This window comes from Micromonospora sp. DT4, assembly GCF_049841675.1.
Taxonomy (GTDB): Bacteria; Actinomycetota; Actinomycetes; order Mycobacteriales; family Micromonosporaceae; genus Micromonospora.
In genome coordinates, this window is sequence record NZ_JBNCKT010000002.1 from 95,420 (window position 1) to 111,157 (window position 15,738).

Sequence of the window (15,738 nt, forward strand, 5' to 3'; positions counted from 1 at the left end):
TGTGGACTTCGGTAAACGTCCGCCGCGTCGGCTTTCGCATCGGGCGTCGGAACCAGCAAGATAGGGGGGTTGTGTCCCAGCCCCCCTCGATTTCCCCCGGTGGCTTTTCTGTGACTCAGATCCCGACGTGGAGCGGCGGACAGGTAAGTCCCGCCAGCGGACGTGCAGCACCCGGCACCACCATCGGTGGCCGGTACTCGCTGCGGTCCGCAGTGGGCAACGGCGGCATGGGCACGGTGTGGCGCGCCACAGACACCCTGCTGCGCCGCGACGTGGCGGTGAAGGAGGTCGTCCTTCCGCCGGGGCTGGCGCCCAGCGACCGCGACGCCATGTACGAGCGGACGCTGCGCGAGGCCCGTGCCGCCGCCGCCATCCAGCACCCCGCCGTGGTGCAGGTGTACGACGTGGTCACCGAGGCCGGTCGGCCGTGGATCGTCATGGAGCTGTTGGACGCCCGCAGCCTCGCCGACATGGTCATCGAGGACGGTCCGGTCGCGCCCCGCGCGGTCGCCAAGATCGGCATCGCGCTGCTCGGCGCACTGGAGGTCGCCCACGCCATCGGCGTGCTGCACCGCGACGTCAAGCCGGCCAACGTGCTGATCTGCTCCGACGGGCGCTGCGTGCTGACCGACTTCGGTGTCGCCCGGATGCCCACCGACGTGCAGCTCACCACCCCCGGCATGGTGCTCGGCTCCCCGCACTTCATCTCGCCCGAGCGGGCCATGGGCCAGGAGTTCGGTCCGCCGAGCGACCTCTTCTCGCTGGGTGTGACGCTCTACACGGCCGTCGAGGGGCGTCCGCCGTTCGACAAGGGCGACCCGATCGAGACCATGCACGCCGTCGTCGAGGACCCGCCGGCGCCGCCGCAGCGCAGCGGCCCGCTGACCCGAGTGCTGATGGGCCTGCTGGAGAAGGACCCGGCCCGCCGGCTGGACGTGCACACCTCCCGGGGCATGCTGCGCGAACTGCTCGCCGGCCCGTTGGGCAGCACCGCCGCCGCGGTGCACTCGGTCACCGACCCGTACGCCGTCGTGCCGGTGCAGCAGCGCCCCGCCCCCGTGCACACGCCGGCCCAGCCCGAGTCGACGCCGGACAACCAGATCGGTGGCCGGGCCATGCTCGCCCCGGGTGAGTCGTTGACCGACCGGTTGGCCGCGCTACGCCGGGGCGAGCGTCCGCAGCCGGCCGCCGCGAGTGCCGCCGCGGCCCTCGACGAGACCAGCGCCGACGCGCTCGCCGGCCCGTTGCACACGCCCACCGGCGCGATGTCCGCCTCGGGCCGCCCCGCCGCGGGGCGCACCTACGGAGGCAGCGCGGACGCCACCCAGCGGGTGGACGCCGGGGCGCATCCCGACGCCACGCAGCGGGTCACCTACGGCAACCGGCCCGACGCCACCCAGCAGGTCAACTACGGCACGCCGGAGGCCACCCAGCGCATCGGCGGCACCTACGGCGGCGGCAACCAGTGGTCGGTTCCGGGCACCGGCCAGCCCTGGACGACGACGCCGGCCCCGGCCGGTGGTGGCGGCAGCGCCCTGGACAAGGTCCGCGCGACCGGCGGGCAACTCGTCACCACGGTCAAGGGCTGGCCGCGCAAGGTCCAGCTCGCCGCAGCCGGTGGCCTGGCCGTGCTGCTGCTGATCAGCATCGTGGCGCTCTCCGGCGGGGACGACCCCTCGCCGAGCACCCCGCAGGCGCAGCCGACCCCGTCCGCGCCGGCGGGCCCGGGTGTCGAGATGCAGGAGCACTCGGCCCGCGGCATCCAGGTGATGGTGCCGAAGGGTTGGAAGAAGGCCACCGGCGGCTCGTACACCGACTACATCGACCCGGAGGACGACGGTCGCAAAATCCGGATCCTCACCGAGAAGTGGACCGGGACGCCCACCCGCTGGGCGGAGAGCGCGCAAAACTTCCTCCGCACCAAGAGCACCAACTGCAAAAAGCCGTACGAGCAGGTGGCCATCGCCGAGCAGCAGTTGGCGGGCAGCCCGGGCGTCGAATTCGAGTACACCTGCGGCTCCGGTGGCGAGATGCGCCACGGGGTGTGGCGCGCGGTCGTCAAGGACGGCAAGTCGTACTCGTTCTACCTCTCCGCCACCGAGGACGTGTTCGCCGAGAGCAAGCCGATCTTCGACGAGATGGTGAAGACGTTCCAGCTCACCGGAAACGGCTGAGCCGGAGGGAACCGACAGTGGTGATCCGCCGCCGTGCTATCAAGGGGCATGGCGGCGGACACCACTGACATCGACGACATTCGCGAGCAAGCTCGGCGCTGGTTGGCCGACGACCCCGATCCGGCGAGCCGGGACGAGCTGACGGCGGTTCTCGACGGGCTGCCGGCGAGCGCCCCGGAGCTGGCCGACCGGTTCGCCGGCCCACTGACCTTCGGCACGGCCGGCCTGCGCGGTCCGCTGCGCGCCGGCCCGAACGGAATGAACCTCGCCGTGGTCACCCAGGCCGCCGCCGGCCTGGTCACCTGGCTCGCGGCCCAGGGTGGCACCGGCCCGCTGGTGATCGGGTACGACGCCCGGCGCGGCTCCCGCCAGTTCGCCGAGCGCACCGCCCAGGTGGCGACAGGCGCCGGCCGGCCGGCGCTGCTGCTGCCCCGGCCGCTGCCCACGCCGGTGCTCGCGTACGCGGTACGCCAACTGGGCGCGGTGGCCGGCGTGATGGTCACCGCAAGCCACAACCCCCCGCAGGACAACGGCTACAAGGTCTACCTCGGCGCGGAGCTGGGCGGTGAGCTGGGCGCCGGGGCGCAGATCGTGCCGCCGGCCGACGCCGGCATCGAGGCCGCAATCCGTGCGGTCGGCCCGCTGGCCGAGGTGCCGTTGGGGCGGGCCGGCGAGGTGCTCGGTGACGACCTCGTCGCCGGGTACGTCGCGCGGGCCACCGCCGTGATCGACCCGGACGGGCCACGGGACCTGTCGGTGGCGTACACCCCGCTGCACGGGGTGGGCGCGGCGGTGCTCACCGCGGCGTTCGCACGGGCCGGTTTCCCGGTCCCCGGCGTGGTGCCCGACCAGGCGGAGCCCGACCCGGCGTTCCCGACCGTCTCGTTCCCCAACCCCGAGGAACCCGGGGCGGTGGACCGGCTGATCGCGCTGGCCGACTCCACCGGCGCGGACCTCGCCATCGCCAACGACCCGGACGCCGACCGCTGCGCCGTGGTCGTCCGCGAGGGCGCGCCGGCAAGAAGTGAGCTCGCGAGCCCCGCAACCGGGAGCGAAGACCGGCACGGCTGGCGGATGCTGCGCGGCGACGAGGTGGGCGTACTGCTCGCCGATCACCTGATGCGGCGCGGGGTGACCGGGCTCTACGCCACCACCATCGTCTCGTCGTCCCTGCTGCGGGCGATGTGCGCGGCCCGGGGCCTGCCCTACGACGAGACGCTGACGGGCTTCAAGTGGATCGTGCGGGCCGGCGGCGGAAGCGCGCCGCTGGTCTTCGGCTACGAGGAGGCGCTCGGTTACTGCGTGGCCCCGGAGCATGTCCGGGACAAGGACGGCATCACGGCCGCGCTGACCGTGGCGGAGTTGGCCGCCGGCCTCAAGGCGCAGGGTCGTACGCTGACCGACCGGCTGGACGAGCTGGCCGCCGAGTTCGGCGTGCACCAGACCGATCAGCTCTCCGTCCGGGTGGACGACCTGCGGGAGATCGCCGACGCGATGGCCCGGATCCGGACGGCCACCCCGACCACGCTGCTCAGGCAGCCGGTCGACAGTGTCCGGGACCTGCTGCCCGAGTCGGACGTGGTGATCCTGCGTACCGCGACGGCTCGGGTGGTCATTCGCCCCTCGGGGACCGAGCCGAAGCTCAAGGCGTACCTCGAGGTGGTGGAGCCGGTGTCCGACGGCGATGTCGCCGCCGCCCGGAGCCGGGCGGCCGCGGCGGTCGCGCTGCTGCGCGCCGAGATCGCCGCCGCCCTCGGCATCTGACCGCGATCGCCCCCACCCACCTGCCACGCTCCCTTTGCTCTGCTTCAGCGGAGGCGACACACGGCGGCCGCCTGCGTTGCGCGGGTTGAAGCAGAGCAAAGGGCGTCAGGGAGGGGGCTGGCCCCGACCGTCAGGCGCGCTTGCCGAGTGCCGCGTCGACCGCTGCGGCCAGGGCGGCGACGACCAGACCGACCGACGGGCGGACCACCGAGTCGTCGGTGCTCACCTGGCCGGAGAAGCCCGCCCCGGTGGCGATCTCCTCCAGCCGCCGGCGGGCGGTGGCGGCTTCCTCCCCGCTCACGCCCAGCGCCGACTCCATCCGCAGCACCACGACCAGGGTGGCGAGGGCGGCGGTCCGCTCGTCCGGGGCCGCCGCGCCGGCCTGCGCCTCGGCCAGCCGCTGGCGGGTGTCCGCCTCGACGGAGCTGTCCACCACCGGATAACGGTGCACGTGGATGAAGCCCAGCTCGGTCTCGTCGACGTCGCGGACGACACCCTGGGCGCACAGGTCACCGAGGATCTTGTCGCGCAGGCCGTGCCGCAGGCGCTGCACCCACGACGCCGGGGTGTGCGGGGTGTCGGCGGCGATCCGGGCGAGCACCTCGTCCGTGATCGGCTCGCCGGTGGGCGTCGGATCGACCATGGTCAGCGACCCGTCGGCGTACGCGATCCGGCCAGCCAGGGCCAGCTCGACCAGCACCGCGGCGGCCATGCCCAGGTCCAGGCTGATCCGCGGCATGGTCGCCTTGCCGGTCGAGTCGTCGTAGGCGAGGAGCAGCAGCTCCTCGGCGAGCGCAACACCAGTCATGGCCGGAGACGGTAGCGGGTCCACGCACCACCGCGCGCGGACCTGCCGTCACCCGGCACCGACCGGGTAGAAGATCAGAACCGGGGCATGCCGCCGAACTGGCGGTCACCGGCGTCCCCGAGCCCGGGGATGATGAACATGCGGTCGTTGAGGCCCTCGTCGATCGAGGCCGTGACCAGGCGCAACGGCAGTCCGGAGCGTTCCAGCCGCTCGATGCCGACCGGCGCGGCGAGCACGCAGAGCACGGTGATGTCGGTGCAGCCCCGGTCGGCCAGCAGCCGACAGGAATGCTCCAACGAGCCGCCGGTGGCGAGCATCGGGTCGAGGACCAGCACCGGCAGGCCGGCGAGTTCCCGAGGCAGCGACTCCATGTAGGCGCGCGGCTCGTAGGTCTCCTCGTCCCGGGCCAGGCCGACGAAGCCCATCGAGGACTCGGGCAGGAGGCCGAGCGCGGCGTCCGCCATGCCGAGGCCGGCTCGCAGCACCGGCACCAGCAACGGCGGGTTTGCCAGCCGGGTGCCCTCGGTGCCGGTGACCGGCGTCTGCACCGGGTACCGCTCGACGGGGAAGGTGCGCGCCGCCTCGTACACCAGCATGGTGGTCAGTTCGTGCAGCGCCGCCCGAAACGTCGAGGAATCGGTGCGCGCGTCCCGCATGGCGGTCAGCCGAGACTGGGCCAGCGGGTGGTCAATGACGTGTACGTCCACGATCGCTCAACCTACCGGGCCGTTCGGCATATCGGTGGGGGTGCGGGCGGACCGGCGACGTCGCTCACGCCACCGCCGCCGTGACCAAGATCACTGAGCGGTTCCGTGCGTAGACTTCTCAGCATGACGGCGACAACGACGTCGGCCCGGTCGGACCTCTCCGAGCTGGGACGATCCGAGACCGCTCTGCGGACCTTCCTGCACGGCCTGCCCGGCGTCGACCAGGTCGGCGCGGAGCAGCGGGCGGCACAGCTCGGCACCCGCTCCATCAAGACCACCGCCAAGGCGCAGGCGATCGACCTGGCGATCCGCATGGTCGACCTGACCACCCTCGAAGGCGCGGACACCCCCGGCAAGGTGCGCGCGCTGGCCGCGAAGGCGCTGCGCCCGGACCCGGCCGACCCGTCGTGCCCGCACGTCGGCGCGGTCTGCGTCTACCCCGCGATGGTCCCGTACGTGGCCGAGGTGCTGCACGGATCCGGTGTCCACCTCGCCAGCGTCGCGACGGCGTTCCCGTCCGGTCAGGCGCCGTTGGAGATCAAGCTCGCCGACACCCGGGCCGCCGTCGATTCCGGCGCCGACGAGATCGACATGGTGATCAACCGGGGAGCGTTCCTGGCCGGGCGCTACAAGGAGGTCTACGACGAGATCGTGGCCACCAAGGAGGCCTGCGGGGACGCCCACCTCAAGGTGATCCTGGAGACCGGCGAGCTGGCCACCTACGACAACGTGCGCCGCGCCTCCTGGCTGGCCATGCTGGCCGGCGGCGACTTCATCAAGACCTCCACCGGCAAGGTCCCGGTCGCGGCGACGCTGCCGGTGACCCTGGTCATGCTGGAGGCCGTCCGCGACTTCCGCGAGGCGACCGAACGGCAGGTCGGCGTGAAGCCCGCTGGCGGCATCAAGACCACCAAGGACGCGATCAAGTACCTGGTGATGGTCAACGAGACCGTCGGCCCGGACTGGCTCGACCCGGACTGGTTCCGCTTCGGCGCGTCCAGCCTGCTCAACGACCTGCTGATGCAGCGCACCAAGCTGACGACCGGCACCTACTCCGGTCCCGACTACTTCACCCTGGACTGATAGCCGATGTTCGAATACGCCCCCGCCCCCGAGTCCCGCTCGGTGGTGGATCTCAAACCCTCGTACGGCCTGTTCATCGACGGGGCCTTCGTCGACCCGACCGGCGGCGGCAGCTTCAAGTCGATCAACCCCGCCTCCGAGGAGGTGCTGGCCGAGGTCGCCGAGGCCGACACCGAGGACGTGGAGCGTGCGGTCCGTGCCGCCCGCAAGGCGTACGACAAGGTCTGGGGTCCGATGCCCGGCCGGGACAGGGCGAAGTACCTGTACCGGATCGCCCGGCTCATCCAGGAGCGCTCCCGCGAGCTGGCCGTGCTGGAGTCGCTGGACAACGGCAAGCCGATCCGCGAGTCGCGCGACGTCGACCTGCCGCTGGTCGCCGCGCACTTCTTCTACTATGCGGGCTGGGCCGACAAGCTGGAACACGCGGGCTTCGGCCCGAACCCGCGACCCCTCGGCGTGGCCGCACAGGTCATCCCGTGGAACTTCCCGCTGCTCATGCTGGCCTGGAAGATCGCTCCGGCGCTGGCGGCGGGCAACACGGTGGTGCTCAAGCCCGCCGAGACCACCCCGCTGACCGCGCTGCTGTTCGCCGAGATCTGCCAGCAGGCCGACCTGCCGGCCGGCGTGGTCAACATCGTCACCGGCGCCGGCGACACCGGGCGGGCGCTCGTCGAGCACCCCGGCGTGGACAAGGTCGCCTTCACCGGCTCGACCGAGGTCGGCCGGGCCATCGCCCGGTCCGTCGCCGGCACCCGCAAGAAGCTGACCCTGGAGCTGGGCGGCAAGGCCGCCAACATCGTCTTCGACGACGCGCCCATCGACCAGGCCGTCGAGGGCATCGTCAACGGCATCTTCTTCAACCAGGGGCACGTCTGCTGCGCCGGCTCCCGCCTCCTCGTGCAGGAGAACGTGGCCGACCGCGTGCTGGAGTCGCTCAAGCGGCGGATGGCCCAACTCCGTGTCGGGGACCCGCTGGACAAGAACACCGACGTCGGCGCCATCAACTCGGCCGCCCAGCTGGAGCGGATTCGCGAGCTGTCCGACGCCGGCTCGGCCGAGGGCGCCGAGCGCTGGTCGGCCCCGTGCGAGCTGCCCGACCGGGGCTTCTGGTTCGCGCCCACCATCTTCACCGGCGTCACCCAGGCACACCGCATCGCCCGCGAGGAGATCTTCGGGCCGGTGCTGTCGGTGCTCACCTTCCGCACGCCGGCCGAGGCCGTGGAGAAGGCCAACAACACGCCGTACGGGCTGTCGGCCGGGATCTGGACCGACAAGGGTTCCCGCATCCTGTGGATGGCCGACCGGCTGCGCGCGGGTGTGGTCTGGGCCAACACGTTCAACAAGTTCGACCCCACCTCGCCGTTCGGCGGCTACAAGGAGTCGGGCTACGGTCGCGAGGGCGGCCGGCACGGGCTGGAGGGATACCTCAATGTCTGAGCGGGTCGCGGTACGCAAGACGTACAAGCTCTTCATCGGCGGGAAGTTCCCGCGCAGCGAGTCGGGACGGTCGTATCTCGTGCAGTCCTCGAATGTGTCACTGGCCTCCCGCAAGGACGCCCGGGACGCGGTGGTCGCCGCCCGCGCCGCCGTGAAGGGCTGGGCCGGCGCGACCGCGTACAACAGGGGTCAGATCCTCTACCGGGCCGCCGAGATGCTGGAGGGCCGCCGCGAGCAGTTCGTCGCCCTGGGCATCCCCGGCGACGAGGTGGACGCGGCGGTGGACCGCTGGGTCTGGTACGCCGGCTGGGCCGACAAGCTCGCCCAGGTGTACGGCGGCGCGAACCCGGTCGCCGGCCCGTACTTCAACATCTCCGCGCCCGAGCCGACAGGTGTGGTCGCGGTGGTCGCCCCGGAGCGTCCGGCGCTGCTCGGCCTGGTCAGCGTGATCGCCCCGGCGATCGTCACCGGCAACACGGTGGTGGTGGCCGCCTCGCCGTCCGAGCCGTTGGCGGCGGTGACGCTGGCCGAGGTGCTGGCCACCTCCGACCTGCCCGGCGGTGTCGTCAACATCCTCACCGGCGCGATCACCGAGACCGCGCCGACGTTGGCCTCGCACCTGGACGTCAACGCGATCGACCTGACCGGCGTGACCGACGCCTCGCTCGCCACCGAGCTGGAGGTCAAGGCCGCGGAGAACCTCAAGCGGGTGCTCCGACCGGCCCCGGTTGAGGTGGACTGGTCCGCCGACCCGGGCGTGACCCGGATGACCGCGTTGTTGGAGACGAAGACGGTGTGGCACCCCAAGGGGGTGTGAGCCTGTTCTCGGCCTTGGGAGTTTTCCGGGGGAGCCCACCCACTCCGGGCGGTCAGGCTTGATCCCTGCGTGGGCGGGCTCCCCCGGAAACCTGACGTCGGCCGGGTTCGTCGGGTGGGTCAGCTTGGGGTCCTGCCCGACGTCGGGTCGCCGGTCAGCGGGGCCATCGGCGCGGCGGCCGGGGCGGCCAGCGCACCCGGCGGCGCGGCCGGCGCGATCGGCGCGGCCGGCGCGGCCGGCGCGATCGGCGCGATCGGCGCGGCCGGCGCGATCGGCGCGGCCGGCGCGATCGGCGCGATCGGCGCGATCGGCGGGATCGGCGGCGCGGCCAAGATCTGCGCAACTTCAGGGGTGTTGCTGCCTCCATCGCCCTGGAGGCAGCAACACCCCTGTTCCTGTCTGGATCTTGTGCCGGCAGGCCCGCTCCGGCCTTCTTGGTCATGGGGTGGCGGGGGATCGGTCTCCCCTGGCCGGCTGACCTCATGACCGGCCTGGTCGGGTGGGTGAGGGGTCTACTACCGGGGGTAGGATTGGGTTTGTGACTCGGCTCGGTGATCTCGAACGTGCGGTGATGGACGTGCTGTGGGACGTGGTCCCAGGCACGTCGGACGGTGTGACCGTGCGCGAGGTGGCCGACGCGCTCGACGGCCGCGAGCTGGCGTACACGACGGTGATGACCGTCCTCGACCGGCTCGCCGGCAAGGGCATGGTGCAGCGGGAGCGGGAGGGCCGCGCCTGGCGGTACCGGCCGGCGGCCAGCCGCGAGGCACACATCGCCCAGCTCATGCTCGATGCCCTCGACCTGGGTGGCAGCCGGGACGCCGCGCTGGTGCGCTTCGCCCGCTCGGTGACCGGAACCGAGGCCGAGGTGCTGCGGGCCGCGCTGGGCAGCGAGGCCGGGCTGACCCCGCCGGGTTCCACCGACAGCGCCACGGGCGGGGCCGACGCCCTGACCGACCGGGTGGATCCGCCGGCGGGCCGGCGGCCAGCCGGCGAGGCAGCGGAGCGGTAGGGCACGCGCCATGGCCTACGCCGTGCACTTCGCCGCCACCATGCTGGCCTGCTATCTGACCGCCCAGGTGCTGGCCCGCTCCACCTGGACCTGGCGTAGCCCACGGGTGGCGATCGTCTGCTGGCAGGCCGTCGGGCTGGCGGTGGGCCTGTCCGCGATGGGCCTGCCGATGGCGCTCGGGCTGAGCGCGTACGACCTGCCGACCGGAAGCGCGCTGCTCGCCCTGGCCTCCGATCTCTTGCATGGCACCCTGCCCGTCGGGGAGACCGCCTTCCACCTGGCCGGTGTCGGGGTGGGCTTCGGCATCGGAGCGGTGCTCGGCACCACGACCGTCCGCAGCATCCACGGCACCATCCGCGCCCAACGCCGGCACCGGGACCTGCTCACCCTGGTGGCCCGGGATGACCCGGCCGCGCCGGGGGCGCTCGTCCTGGACCATCCGAGCGCCGCCGCGTACTGCCTGCCCGGGGTGAAGCCGCAGGTGGTGGTCAGCGCGGGCACGTTGAGCCTGCTGGACCGGGCCGAGCTGGCGGCCGTGCTCTCCCACGAGCGCGCGCACGCCCACGAGCGGCACGATCTGGTGCTGCTGCCGTTCACCGCCCTCTGCCGGGCGCTGCCGTGGTTCGGCTGGGTCCGGGACGCGCATGAGCGGGTCGCCCTGCTGGTCGAGATGCGCGCCGACGACAAGGCCCGCGAACTGCACGCCGAGGCGCCGTTGGCGGGCGCGCTGCGCCGGTTCGCCGCCGCCGGCCACCGGGTCACACCGGTAGGCGCGCTGGGTCTGGGCGACCGCGATCTGGACGTACGCGTGCAGCGCCTGCTGGTCGCCGACCGGCCTCCCCGGGCCCTCGGCGCCACGGCCCTCGCTGTGGCCGCCACCCTGGTCGCCCTCCCGATCACGCTCTTCCTGAGCTGATCCCCCGCGCGCCCTCGCTCGCGCGGATCACACCCGAGACCCACTTCTACTACGCCCCGTCGTAATATTTACTACGACGGCGCGTAGTAGAAGTAACATGTAGGCAAGCTACGTGTAGGGTTGCTACGACAAGGGAGCCAACAGCTACGAAAGAGCCGGCCATGGACACGCTGCTCCTCGCTCGCCTCCAGTTCGCCACCACCACGTCGATCCACTTCCTGTTCGTGGTCGTCTCGCACCTGGCCACCCCGTTCGCCGCCGCCGCCGGGCTGGCCCTGCTCGCCCTGGTCGCGGTGCACGGTGCGACCTTCCTCACGCTGCGACTGCCGGCCGACGGCGCCGCTGCCGCCGTGGCCGGCCGCACGGCCCGCCGACTGGTGCCGGTGGCACTCTGCGCGGTCGGCCTGGCCACCGTCGCGGGCCTGCTCTCCTCTCGGGTACGCGACGCCGTCCAGCGACCGGCGATGGCCGTACTCCTGCCGGTGGTGCTGGTGGCGGCGCTGCTGGCGGCCCGCGCGGCGCTGGCGCGGCGGCGGCCGGGGTGGGCTCTGGTCGCCACCGGCGCGGCCCTGGCGCTGCCGGTGGCGCTGGTCGGCGCAGCCCTGTGGCCCTACATCCTGGTGTCCACGACCGACCCGGACGCCTCGCTGACGGTGGCCGACGCCGCCGCCAGCGCGCCGACGCTGCGGCTGCTTGGCTGGGTGGCACTGCCGCTGCTGCCGGCCCTACTAGGCTTCCAGGCGATGTGCTGGTGGGTTTTCCGGGGACGGACCGACGGCAGGGCACCGGTGAACTGGTGAACCGCCGTCCCTTCGACCCGCGTCTACTGCGTCGGGTCCCTGCGGCCCGGCGCGATCTCGCCGTGCTCGCCCTCCTCGGCGTGCTCGCCGCCGCGTTGATCGTCGCGCAGGCCACGGCGTTGGCGGCCATACTGGCGACCGCCTTCGACGGACGCCTGAACCGGCCGGCGTTGGCGGGTTTCGTGCTCGCGGTCGCCGCCCGGTCGGCGCTGGTCTGGGCGCAGGGCACGGTGTCCGCGCGGGTCGCCGCCACGGTCAAGGCCACGTTGCGGGCCGACCTGCTCGGGGCGGTGGGCCGGCACGGGCCGGGCTGGGTGGCGGGGCAGCGGGCCGGCGAGCTGGCCACCCTGGCCGGCCGGGGGCTGGACGCGCTAGACGCGTACTTCACCGGATACCTGCCGCAGTTGGTGCTCAGCGTGACCGTGCCCGTGGCGGTGCTGGCGCGGATCGTCCTCGCCGACTGGAGCTCGGCGTTGATCATCGCGTTGACGCTGCCGTTGATCCCGGTCTTCGGCGTGCTGCTGGGCTGGCAGGCGCAGGCCGCCACCGAGCGGCAGTGGCGGCGGCTCTCCCTGCTGGGCGGGCACTTCCTGGACATGGTCGCCGGGCTGCCGACCCTGCGGACGTTCGGCCGGGCCCGGGCACAGACCGAGGTGGTGCGCCGGATGGCCGACGGGCACCGGGCCGCCACCATGAAGACGTTGCGGATCGCGTTCCTCTCCGCGCTGGTGCTGGAGCTGGTCGCCACCCTCTCGGTGGCGCTGGTCGCGGTGCCGGTCGGCATCCGGCTGCTCGGTGGCGGGCTGGCCCTGCACACCGCGCTGCTGGTACTGCTGCTCACCCCGGAGGCGTACCTGCCGCTGCGGGCCGCGGGCAGCCGCTTCCACGCCAGCATGGAGGGGCTGACGGCGCTGGACGAGGCGCTCACCGTCTCGGCCGCGCCCGCCACCCAGCGCGCCGCCGAGGGCGCGGCCGTCGCCGACGGGCGCGGGGAGATCCACCTCGAGGCCGTGACCGTGGCGTACGAGCGGACCACCGCGCTGCGCGACGTGACCCTGACCATCCGACCCGGCGAGCGGATCGCCGTGATCGGACCCAGCGGCGCCGGCAAGAGCACCCTGCTCGGCCTGCTGCTCGGCTTCGTGACGCCGACCGGCGGCCGGGTCACCGTCGACGGGGTCGACCTCGCCACCGTCGACCTGGACGCCTGGCGTCGACAGGTCGCCTGGGTACCGCAACGCGCCCACCTGTTCGCCGGCACGCTGACCGACAACATCCGACTCGGCGCACCGGACACCCCGCCCGAGGCGGTCGCCGCCGCGGTGCGCGACGCGGCCCTGGACGACGTGGTTGCCGGCCTGCCCGCCGGATTGGACACGCTGCTCGGCGAACGCGGTCACGGGCTGTCCAGCGGCCAGCGGCAGCGGGTGGCGCTGGCCCGGGCGTTCCTGCGGGACGCGCCGGTGGTGCTGCTCGACGAGCCCACCGCGCGACTGGACACGGCCAGTGAGGCGGTGGTCCTCGACGCCACCCGCCGGCTGGTCGCGGGGCGCACCGCGCTGCTGGTCGCGCACCGACCGGCGCTGCTGGCCGACGCCGACCGTGTCCTGCGCATCGAGGACGGCCGGATCACCGAGCTGACGCCCGTGCCGACCGGGGAGGCGACCCGATGAGCACCACGCCGGAGCCGGTGACCCTCGGGCCGGACGCCGACCCGTCACCGGCCGGGCGGATCGCCGCCGAGCGTGCCGTGCTGCGGCTGGCCCGCCCGTACCTGGGCCGCCTGGCCGGCGCCGGGATGCTCGCCGCCGCCACCGAGTTCGCCGGGCTGGCCCTGATGGCCACCGCGACGTGGTTGCTGATGAGCGCCGCCGGTCAGCCGCCCCTGGACCGGCTCACCGTGGCGATCGTCGCCGTCCGGGCCCTCGCCATCAGTCGGGGCGTCTTCCGCTACGCCGAACGGCTCGCCGGGCACGACGCGGTCCTTCGCATGATCACCGACGTGCGCGCCCGGGTCTTCGGCACCCTCGCGGCCCGTCGCCACGCCCCACACCGCTCGGGGGACGTCCTGAGCCGGCTGGTCTCCGACGTCGAGGCGGTCCAGGACCTGCTGCTGCGGGTCCTGGTGCCCGGCGCGGCGGCGGCCCTGGTCGGGGTGCTGGCGGTGGTCGGTGCGGCGTTGATCTCGCCACCGGCCGCCGGGGTGCTCACCGCCGGGCTGGTCGTCGCCGGTGTGGCGCTGCCGGCGCTGGCCACCGTGGTCACCCGGCGCAGCGCGGCCGAGGTGGCGCCGCTGCGCGGCGCGTTGGCCACCGACGCCGTCGACCTCACCCACGGTGCCGCCGACCTGGCCGCGTTCGGAGCGACCGACGCCGCGCTGCGCGCCGCCGAACAGCGGGCCGACCGGCTCGCGCGCCTGGAACGCCGACTGGCCGCCACGGGCTTCGCGGTGGACGCGGCCGGCGTGTTGGTCGCCGGCCTGACCGCCGCCGCGGTGGTGCTGGTCGCGCAGGCCTCCGACGTGCCGGGCGTCCTCGTCGGGGTGCTGGCCGTCGGCACCCTGGCCGCCCTGGAGGTGGCGCTGGCCCTGGTCTCGGCCGCCCGACAGTGGACCCAGTTACGGCCCGGCCTGGCCCGGGTGGCCGCCCTCCTCGACGCCGACACACCCACGGCCACGCCCGCTCCCCCGGTGACCGACCTGGCCGGCCCGCACGACCTGCGTTTCGTCGAGGTGACCGTGCGATACCGGGCCGGTGCCGCACCGGCGCTGGACCGGATCAGCGTGGACCTGCCCGCGGGCCGGCGCATCGCCCTCGTCGGCCCGAGCGGCGCCGGCAAGAGCACCCTCGCCGCGGTGCTGACCGGGGCGGTCCAGCCCACCGCCGGTCACGTCACCCTGGCCGGCCGCGACCTGTCCGCGTACGACGAGGATGAGCTGCCCTCCGTCGTCGGTGGGCTGCTCGCCGAGGCGTACGTCTTCCACGCCACCGTCCGGGAGAACCTGCTGCTCGGCCGGGCCGGGGCGAGCGAGGACGAACTGACCGGGGCGGTGACGGCCGCCGGCCTGCTGGACTGGGTACGCGCCCAGCCGGCCGGTTGGGACACGCTGGTCGGCGAGGAGGGTGGGCAGCTCTCCGGCGGCCAGCGGCAGCGACTCGCGCTCGCCCGGGCCCTGCTCGCCGCGCCGCCGGTGCTGGTGCTCGACGAGCCCACCGAGGGGCTGGACCCGGCCGCCGCCGACGCGGTGCTCGCCTCCGCTCTCGCCGCCACCCCCGCCGGGCACTCGGTCCTGCTGATCAGTCACCGGCTCAGCGGGTTGGCCGGCCTCGACGAGATCGTCGTCCTCGACGGGGGTCGGGTGATCCAGCGGGGCCGGCACGCCGAGCTGGTTGCCACCCCCGGCTGGTACCGGGACCAGTGGCTTCTCCAGGCGGCGGCCGAGCGCGGGTACCTGGCGCTGGCCCCCTGAGGTGTTTCGGGGACGGACCAGGGTTCTCCCCGACGTGGGTGCCCTTGCGCCCGTGGCAGGGTGGTGCCATGCGGCACGCGGAGGACTTCCTGGTCGACGAGCACCTGCGGGAGCTGGAGTCCCGGTTGCAGGGTCCGGCACGGCTGAAGTCCGACCTGCTGACCGAGGCGCGCCACGACCTGCTGGACGCCGTCGACGCGTACCGCGAGAGTGGCCTGCCGCCCGCCGAGGCGCAGCGCCGGGCGGTGGCCGAGTTCGGCTCACCGGCGCAGGTGTTGCCCTCCTGGCAGGCGGAGCTGGCGGTGGCCGCCCTGCGCGGCCTCTCCCTGCGAATGCTGGCCGTGGCCGGGGTCCTGGTGGCGGCCGGCGACCTCACCTGGCGCGGGTCGAGCTGGAGCGTCGGCCCACAACCGCCCGCGGCCTACCGGCTGCTGTCCGCCACGGTCGACTGGATCTGGGCCGGCGGGCTGCTGCTCGCGGTGACCGGTCTGCTGGTGATCTGGGCGGGTGCGCGGTCGTCGCGACCCCACCTGGCGGTGGCGCAGCGAGCGGTGGGCGTCGGCCTGACCGGCACGCTGGCCCTCGGCATGGCGGCCGGTGGCGCCCTCTTCGTGTGGTCGGTCGATCTGTGGGACGCGGCGCTGACGTGGCCGCCGATGATCGTCGGCATGGTGGTGGTGGGTGCGGCGTACTTCTCGCTGACGCGCGCGGCGCGCGGGTGGGTGCGGGGCACCGCCCGCTGACCCGGTTG

The 15,738-nt window shown here is 73.7% G+C and carries 14 protein-coding genes; 11 read left to right on the forward strand and 3 right to left on the reverse strand.

The annotated features are described in order from the left end of the window. Positions 1–110: 110 nt before the first annotated feature. Positions 111–2,174: a serine/threonine-protein kinase gene (locus ACLQ24_RS01410; protein WP_425888569.1), complete on the forward strand. Its 2,064-nt coding sequence runs from the start codon at positions 111–113 to the stop codon at positions 2,172–2,174. Between the two features lie 48 nt (positions 2,175–2,222). Continuing rightward, a complete protein-coding gene (locus tag ACLQ24_RS01415; protein WP_425888570.1) occupies positions 2,223–3,938 on the forward strand; it encodes a phospho-sugar mutase in 1,716 nt (571 codons plus the stop codon). Between the two features lie 130 nt (positions 3,939–4,068). Here the strand turns inward: ACLQ24_RS01415 and ACLQ24_RS01420 are convergent, their stop codons facing one another. Both ACLQ24_RS01420 and upp read right to left on the reverse strand, forming a co-directional pair. After that, positions 4,069–4,746: a GOLPH3/VPS74 family protein gene (locus ACLQ24_RS01420; RefSeq protein WP_425888571.1), complete on the reverse strand. Its 678-nt coding sequence runs from the start codon at positions 4,744–4,746 to the stop codon at positions 4,069–4,071. 74 nt (positions 4,747–4,820) lie between these two features. After that, complete coding sequence (upp, locus tag ACLQ24_RS01425; RefSeq protein ID WP_425888572.1) at positions 4,821–5,453, reverse strand: uracil phosphoribosyltransferase; 633 nt, start codon at positions 5,451–5,453, stop codon at positions 4,821–4,823. 123 nt (positions 5,454–5,576) lie between these two features. On the opposite strand from upp, the gene deoC reads away from it, so the two are divergent. The 3 genes from deoC to ACLQ24_RS01440 are packed head-to-tail and all read left to right on the forward strand — an operon-like array spanning position 5,577 to position 8,790. Next, positions 5,577–6,536, forward strand: a complete 960-nt coding sequence (deoC, locus tag ACLQ24_RS01430) for a deoxyribose-phosphate aldolase (RefSeq protein ID WP_425888573.1) — start codon at positions 5,577–5,579, stop codon at positions 6,534–6,536. 6 nt (positions 6,537–6,542) lie between these two features. Next, positions 6,543–7,973, forward strand: coding sequence for an aldehyde dehydrogenase family protein (locus ACLQ24_RS01435; RefSeq protein ID WP_425888574.1), 1,431 nt, complete (start codon positions 6,543–6,545; stop codon positions 7,971–7,973). Then, the gene (locus tag ACLQ24_RS01440) at positions 7,966–8,790 is read left to right on the forward strand and encodes an aldehyde dehydrogenase family protein (RefSeq protein WP_425888575.1); all 825 of its coding nucleotides are present in this window, start codon (positions 7,966–7,968) and stop codon (positions 8,788–8,790) included. The genes ACLQ24_RS01435 and ACLQ24_RS01440 overlap by 8 nt, the downstream gene beginning before the upstream one ends. Positions 8,791–8,909: 119 nt before the next feature. Here ACLQ24_RS01440 and ACLQ24_RS01445 read toward each other — a convergent pair whose 3' ends face one another. Beyond that, entirely contained in the window at positions 8,910–9,122 is a 213-nt protein-coding gene (locus ACLQ24_RS01445; protein WP_425888576.1) for a hypothetical protein, read from the reverse strand. A 206-nt stretch (positions 9,123–9,328) separates the two neighbouring features. Between ACLQ24_RS01445 and ACLQ24_RS01450 the strand changes: the two genes are divergently transcribed. The 6 genes from ACLQ24_RS01450 to ACLQ24_RS01475 all read left to right on the forward strand — a co-directional run bounded on the left by ACLQ24_RS01450 (position 9,329) and on the right by ACLQ24_RS01475 (position 15,730). Further along, complete coding sequence (locus tag ACLQ24_RS01450; protein ID WP_425888577.1) at positions 9,329–9,802, forward strand: BlaI/MecI/CopY family transcriptional regulator; 474 nt, start codon at positions 9,329–9,331, stop codon at positions 9,800–9,802. Between the two features lie 10 nt (positions 9,803–9,812). Next, a complete protein-coding gene (locus ACLQ24_RS01455) occupies positions 9,813–10,718 on the forward strand; it encodes a M56 family metallopeptidase (RefSeq protein ID WP_425888578.1) in 906 nt (301 codons plus the stop codon). A 161-nt stretch (positions 10,719–10,879) separates the two neighbouring features. Then, positions 10,880–11,518 carry a cytochrome d ubiquinol oxidase subunit II gene (locus ACLQ24_RS01460; RefSeq protein ID WP_425888579.1) on the forward strand — a complete coding sequence of 213 codons (639 nt, stop codon included), beginning with the start codon at positions 10,880–10,882 and terminating at the stop codon, positions 11,516–11,518. Continuing rightward, the gene (gene cydD / locus ACLQ24_RS01465; protein ID WP_425888580.1) at positions 11,515–13,191 is read left to right on the forward strand and encodes a thiol reductant ABC exporter subunit CydD; all 1,677 of its coding nucleotides are present in this window, start codon (positions 11,515–11,517) and stop codon (positions 13,189–13,191) included. The genes ACLQ24_RS01460 and cydD overlap by 4 nt, the downstream gene beginning before the upstream one ends. After that, positions 13,188–14,987, forward strand: coding sequence for a thiol reductant ABC exporter subunit CydC (cydC, locus tag ACLQ24_RS01470; RefSeq protein ID WP_425888581.1), 1,800 nt, complete (start codon positions 13,188–13,190; stop codon positions 14,985–14,987). The genes cydD and cydC overlap by 4 nt, the downstream gene beginning before the upstream one ends. A 68-nt stretch (positions 14,988–15,055) precedes the next feature. Continuing rightward, positions 15,056–15,730, forward strand: a complete 675-nt coding sequence (locus tag ACLQ24_RS01475; protein ID WP_425888582.1) for a permease prefix domain 1-containing protein — start codon at positions 15,056–15,058, stop codon at positions 15,728–15,730. Positions 15,731–15,738 lie beyond the last annotated feature (8 nt).

What these genes read in the sequence shown, in the direction of transcription:
- ACLQ24_RS01475 (WP_425888582.1), top strand. Translation starts at nt 15,056, where the DNA reads ATGCGGCACGCGGAGGACTTCCTGGTCGACGAGCACCTGCGGGAGCTG.
- ACLQ24_RS01435 (WP_425888574.1), top strand. Translation starts at nt 6,543, where the DNA reads ATGTTCGAATACGCCCCCGCCCCCGAGTCCCGCTCGGTGGTGGATCTC.
- cydC (WP_425888581.1), top strand. Translation starts at nt 13,188, where the DNA reads ATGAGCACCACGCCGGAGCCGGTGACCCTCGGGCCGGACGCCGACCCG.
- deoC (WP_425888573.1), top strand. Translation starts at nt 5,577, where the DNA reads ATGACGGCGACAACGACGTCGGCCCGGTCGGACCTCTCCGAGCTGGGA.
- ACLQ24_RS01460 (WP_425888579.1), top strand. Translation starts at nt 10,880, where the DNA reads ATGGACACGCTGCTCCTCGCTCGCCTCCAGTTCGCCACCACCACGTCG.
- ACLQ24_RS01455 (WP_425888578.1), top strand. Translation starts at nt 9,813, where the DNA reads ATGGCCTACGCCGTGCACTTCGCCGCCACCATGCTGGCCTGCTATCTG.
- ACLQ24_RS01415 (WP_425888570.1), top strand. Translation starts at nt 2,223, where the DNA reads ATGGCGGCGGACACCACTGACATCGACGACATTCGCGAGCAAGCTCGG.
- ACLQ24_RS01420 (WP_425888571.1), bottom strand. Translation starts at nt 4,746, where the DNA reads ATGACTGGTGTTGCGCTCGCCGAGGAGCTGCTGCTCCTCGCCTACGAC.
- ACLQ24_RS01440 (WP_425888575.1), top strand. Translation starts at nt 7,966, where the DNA reads ATGTCTGAGCGGGTCGCGGTACGCAAGACGTACAAGCTCTTCATCGGC.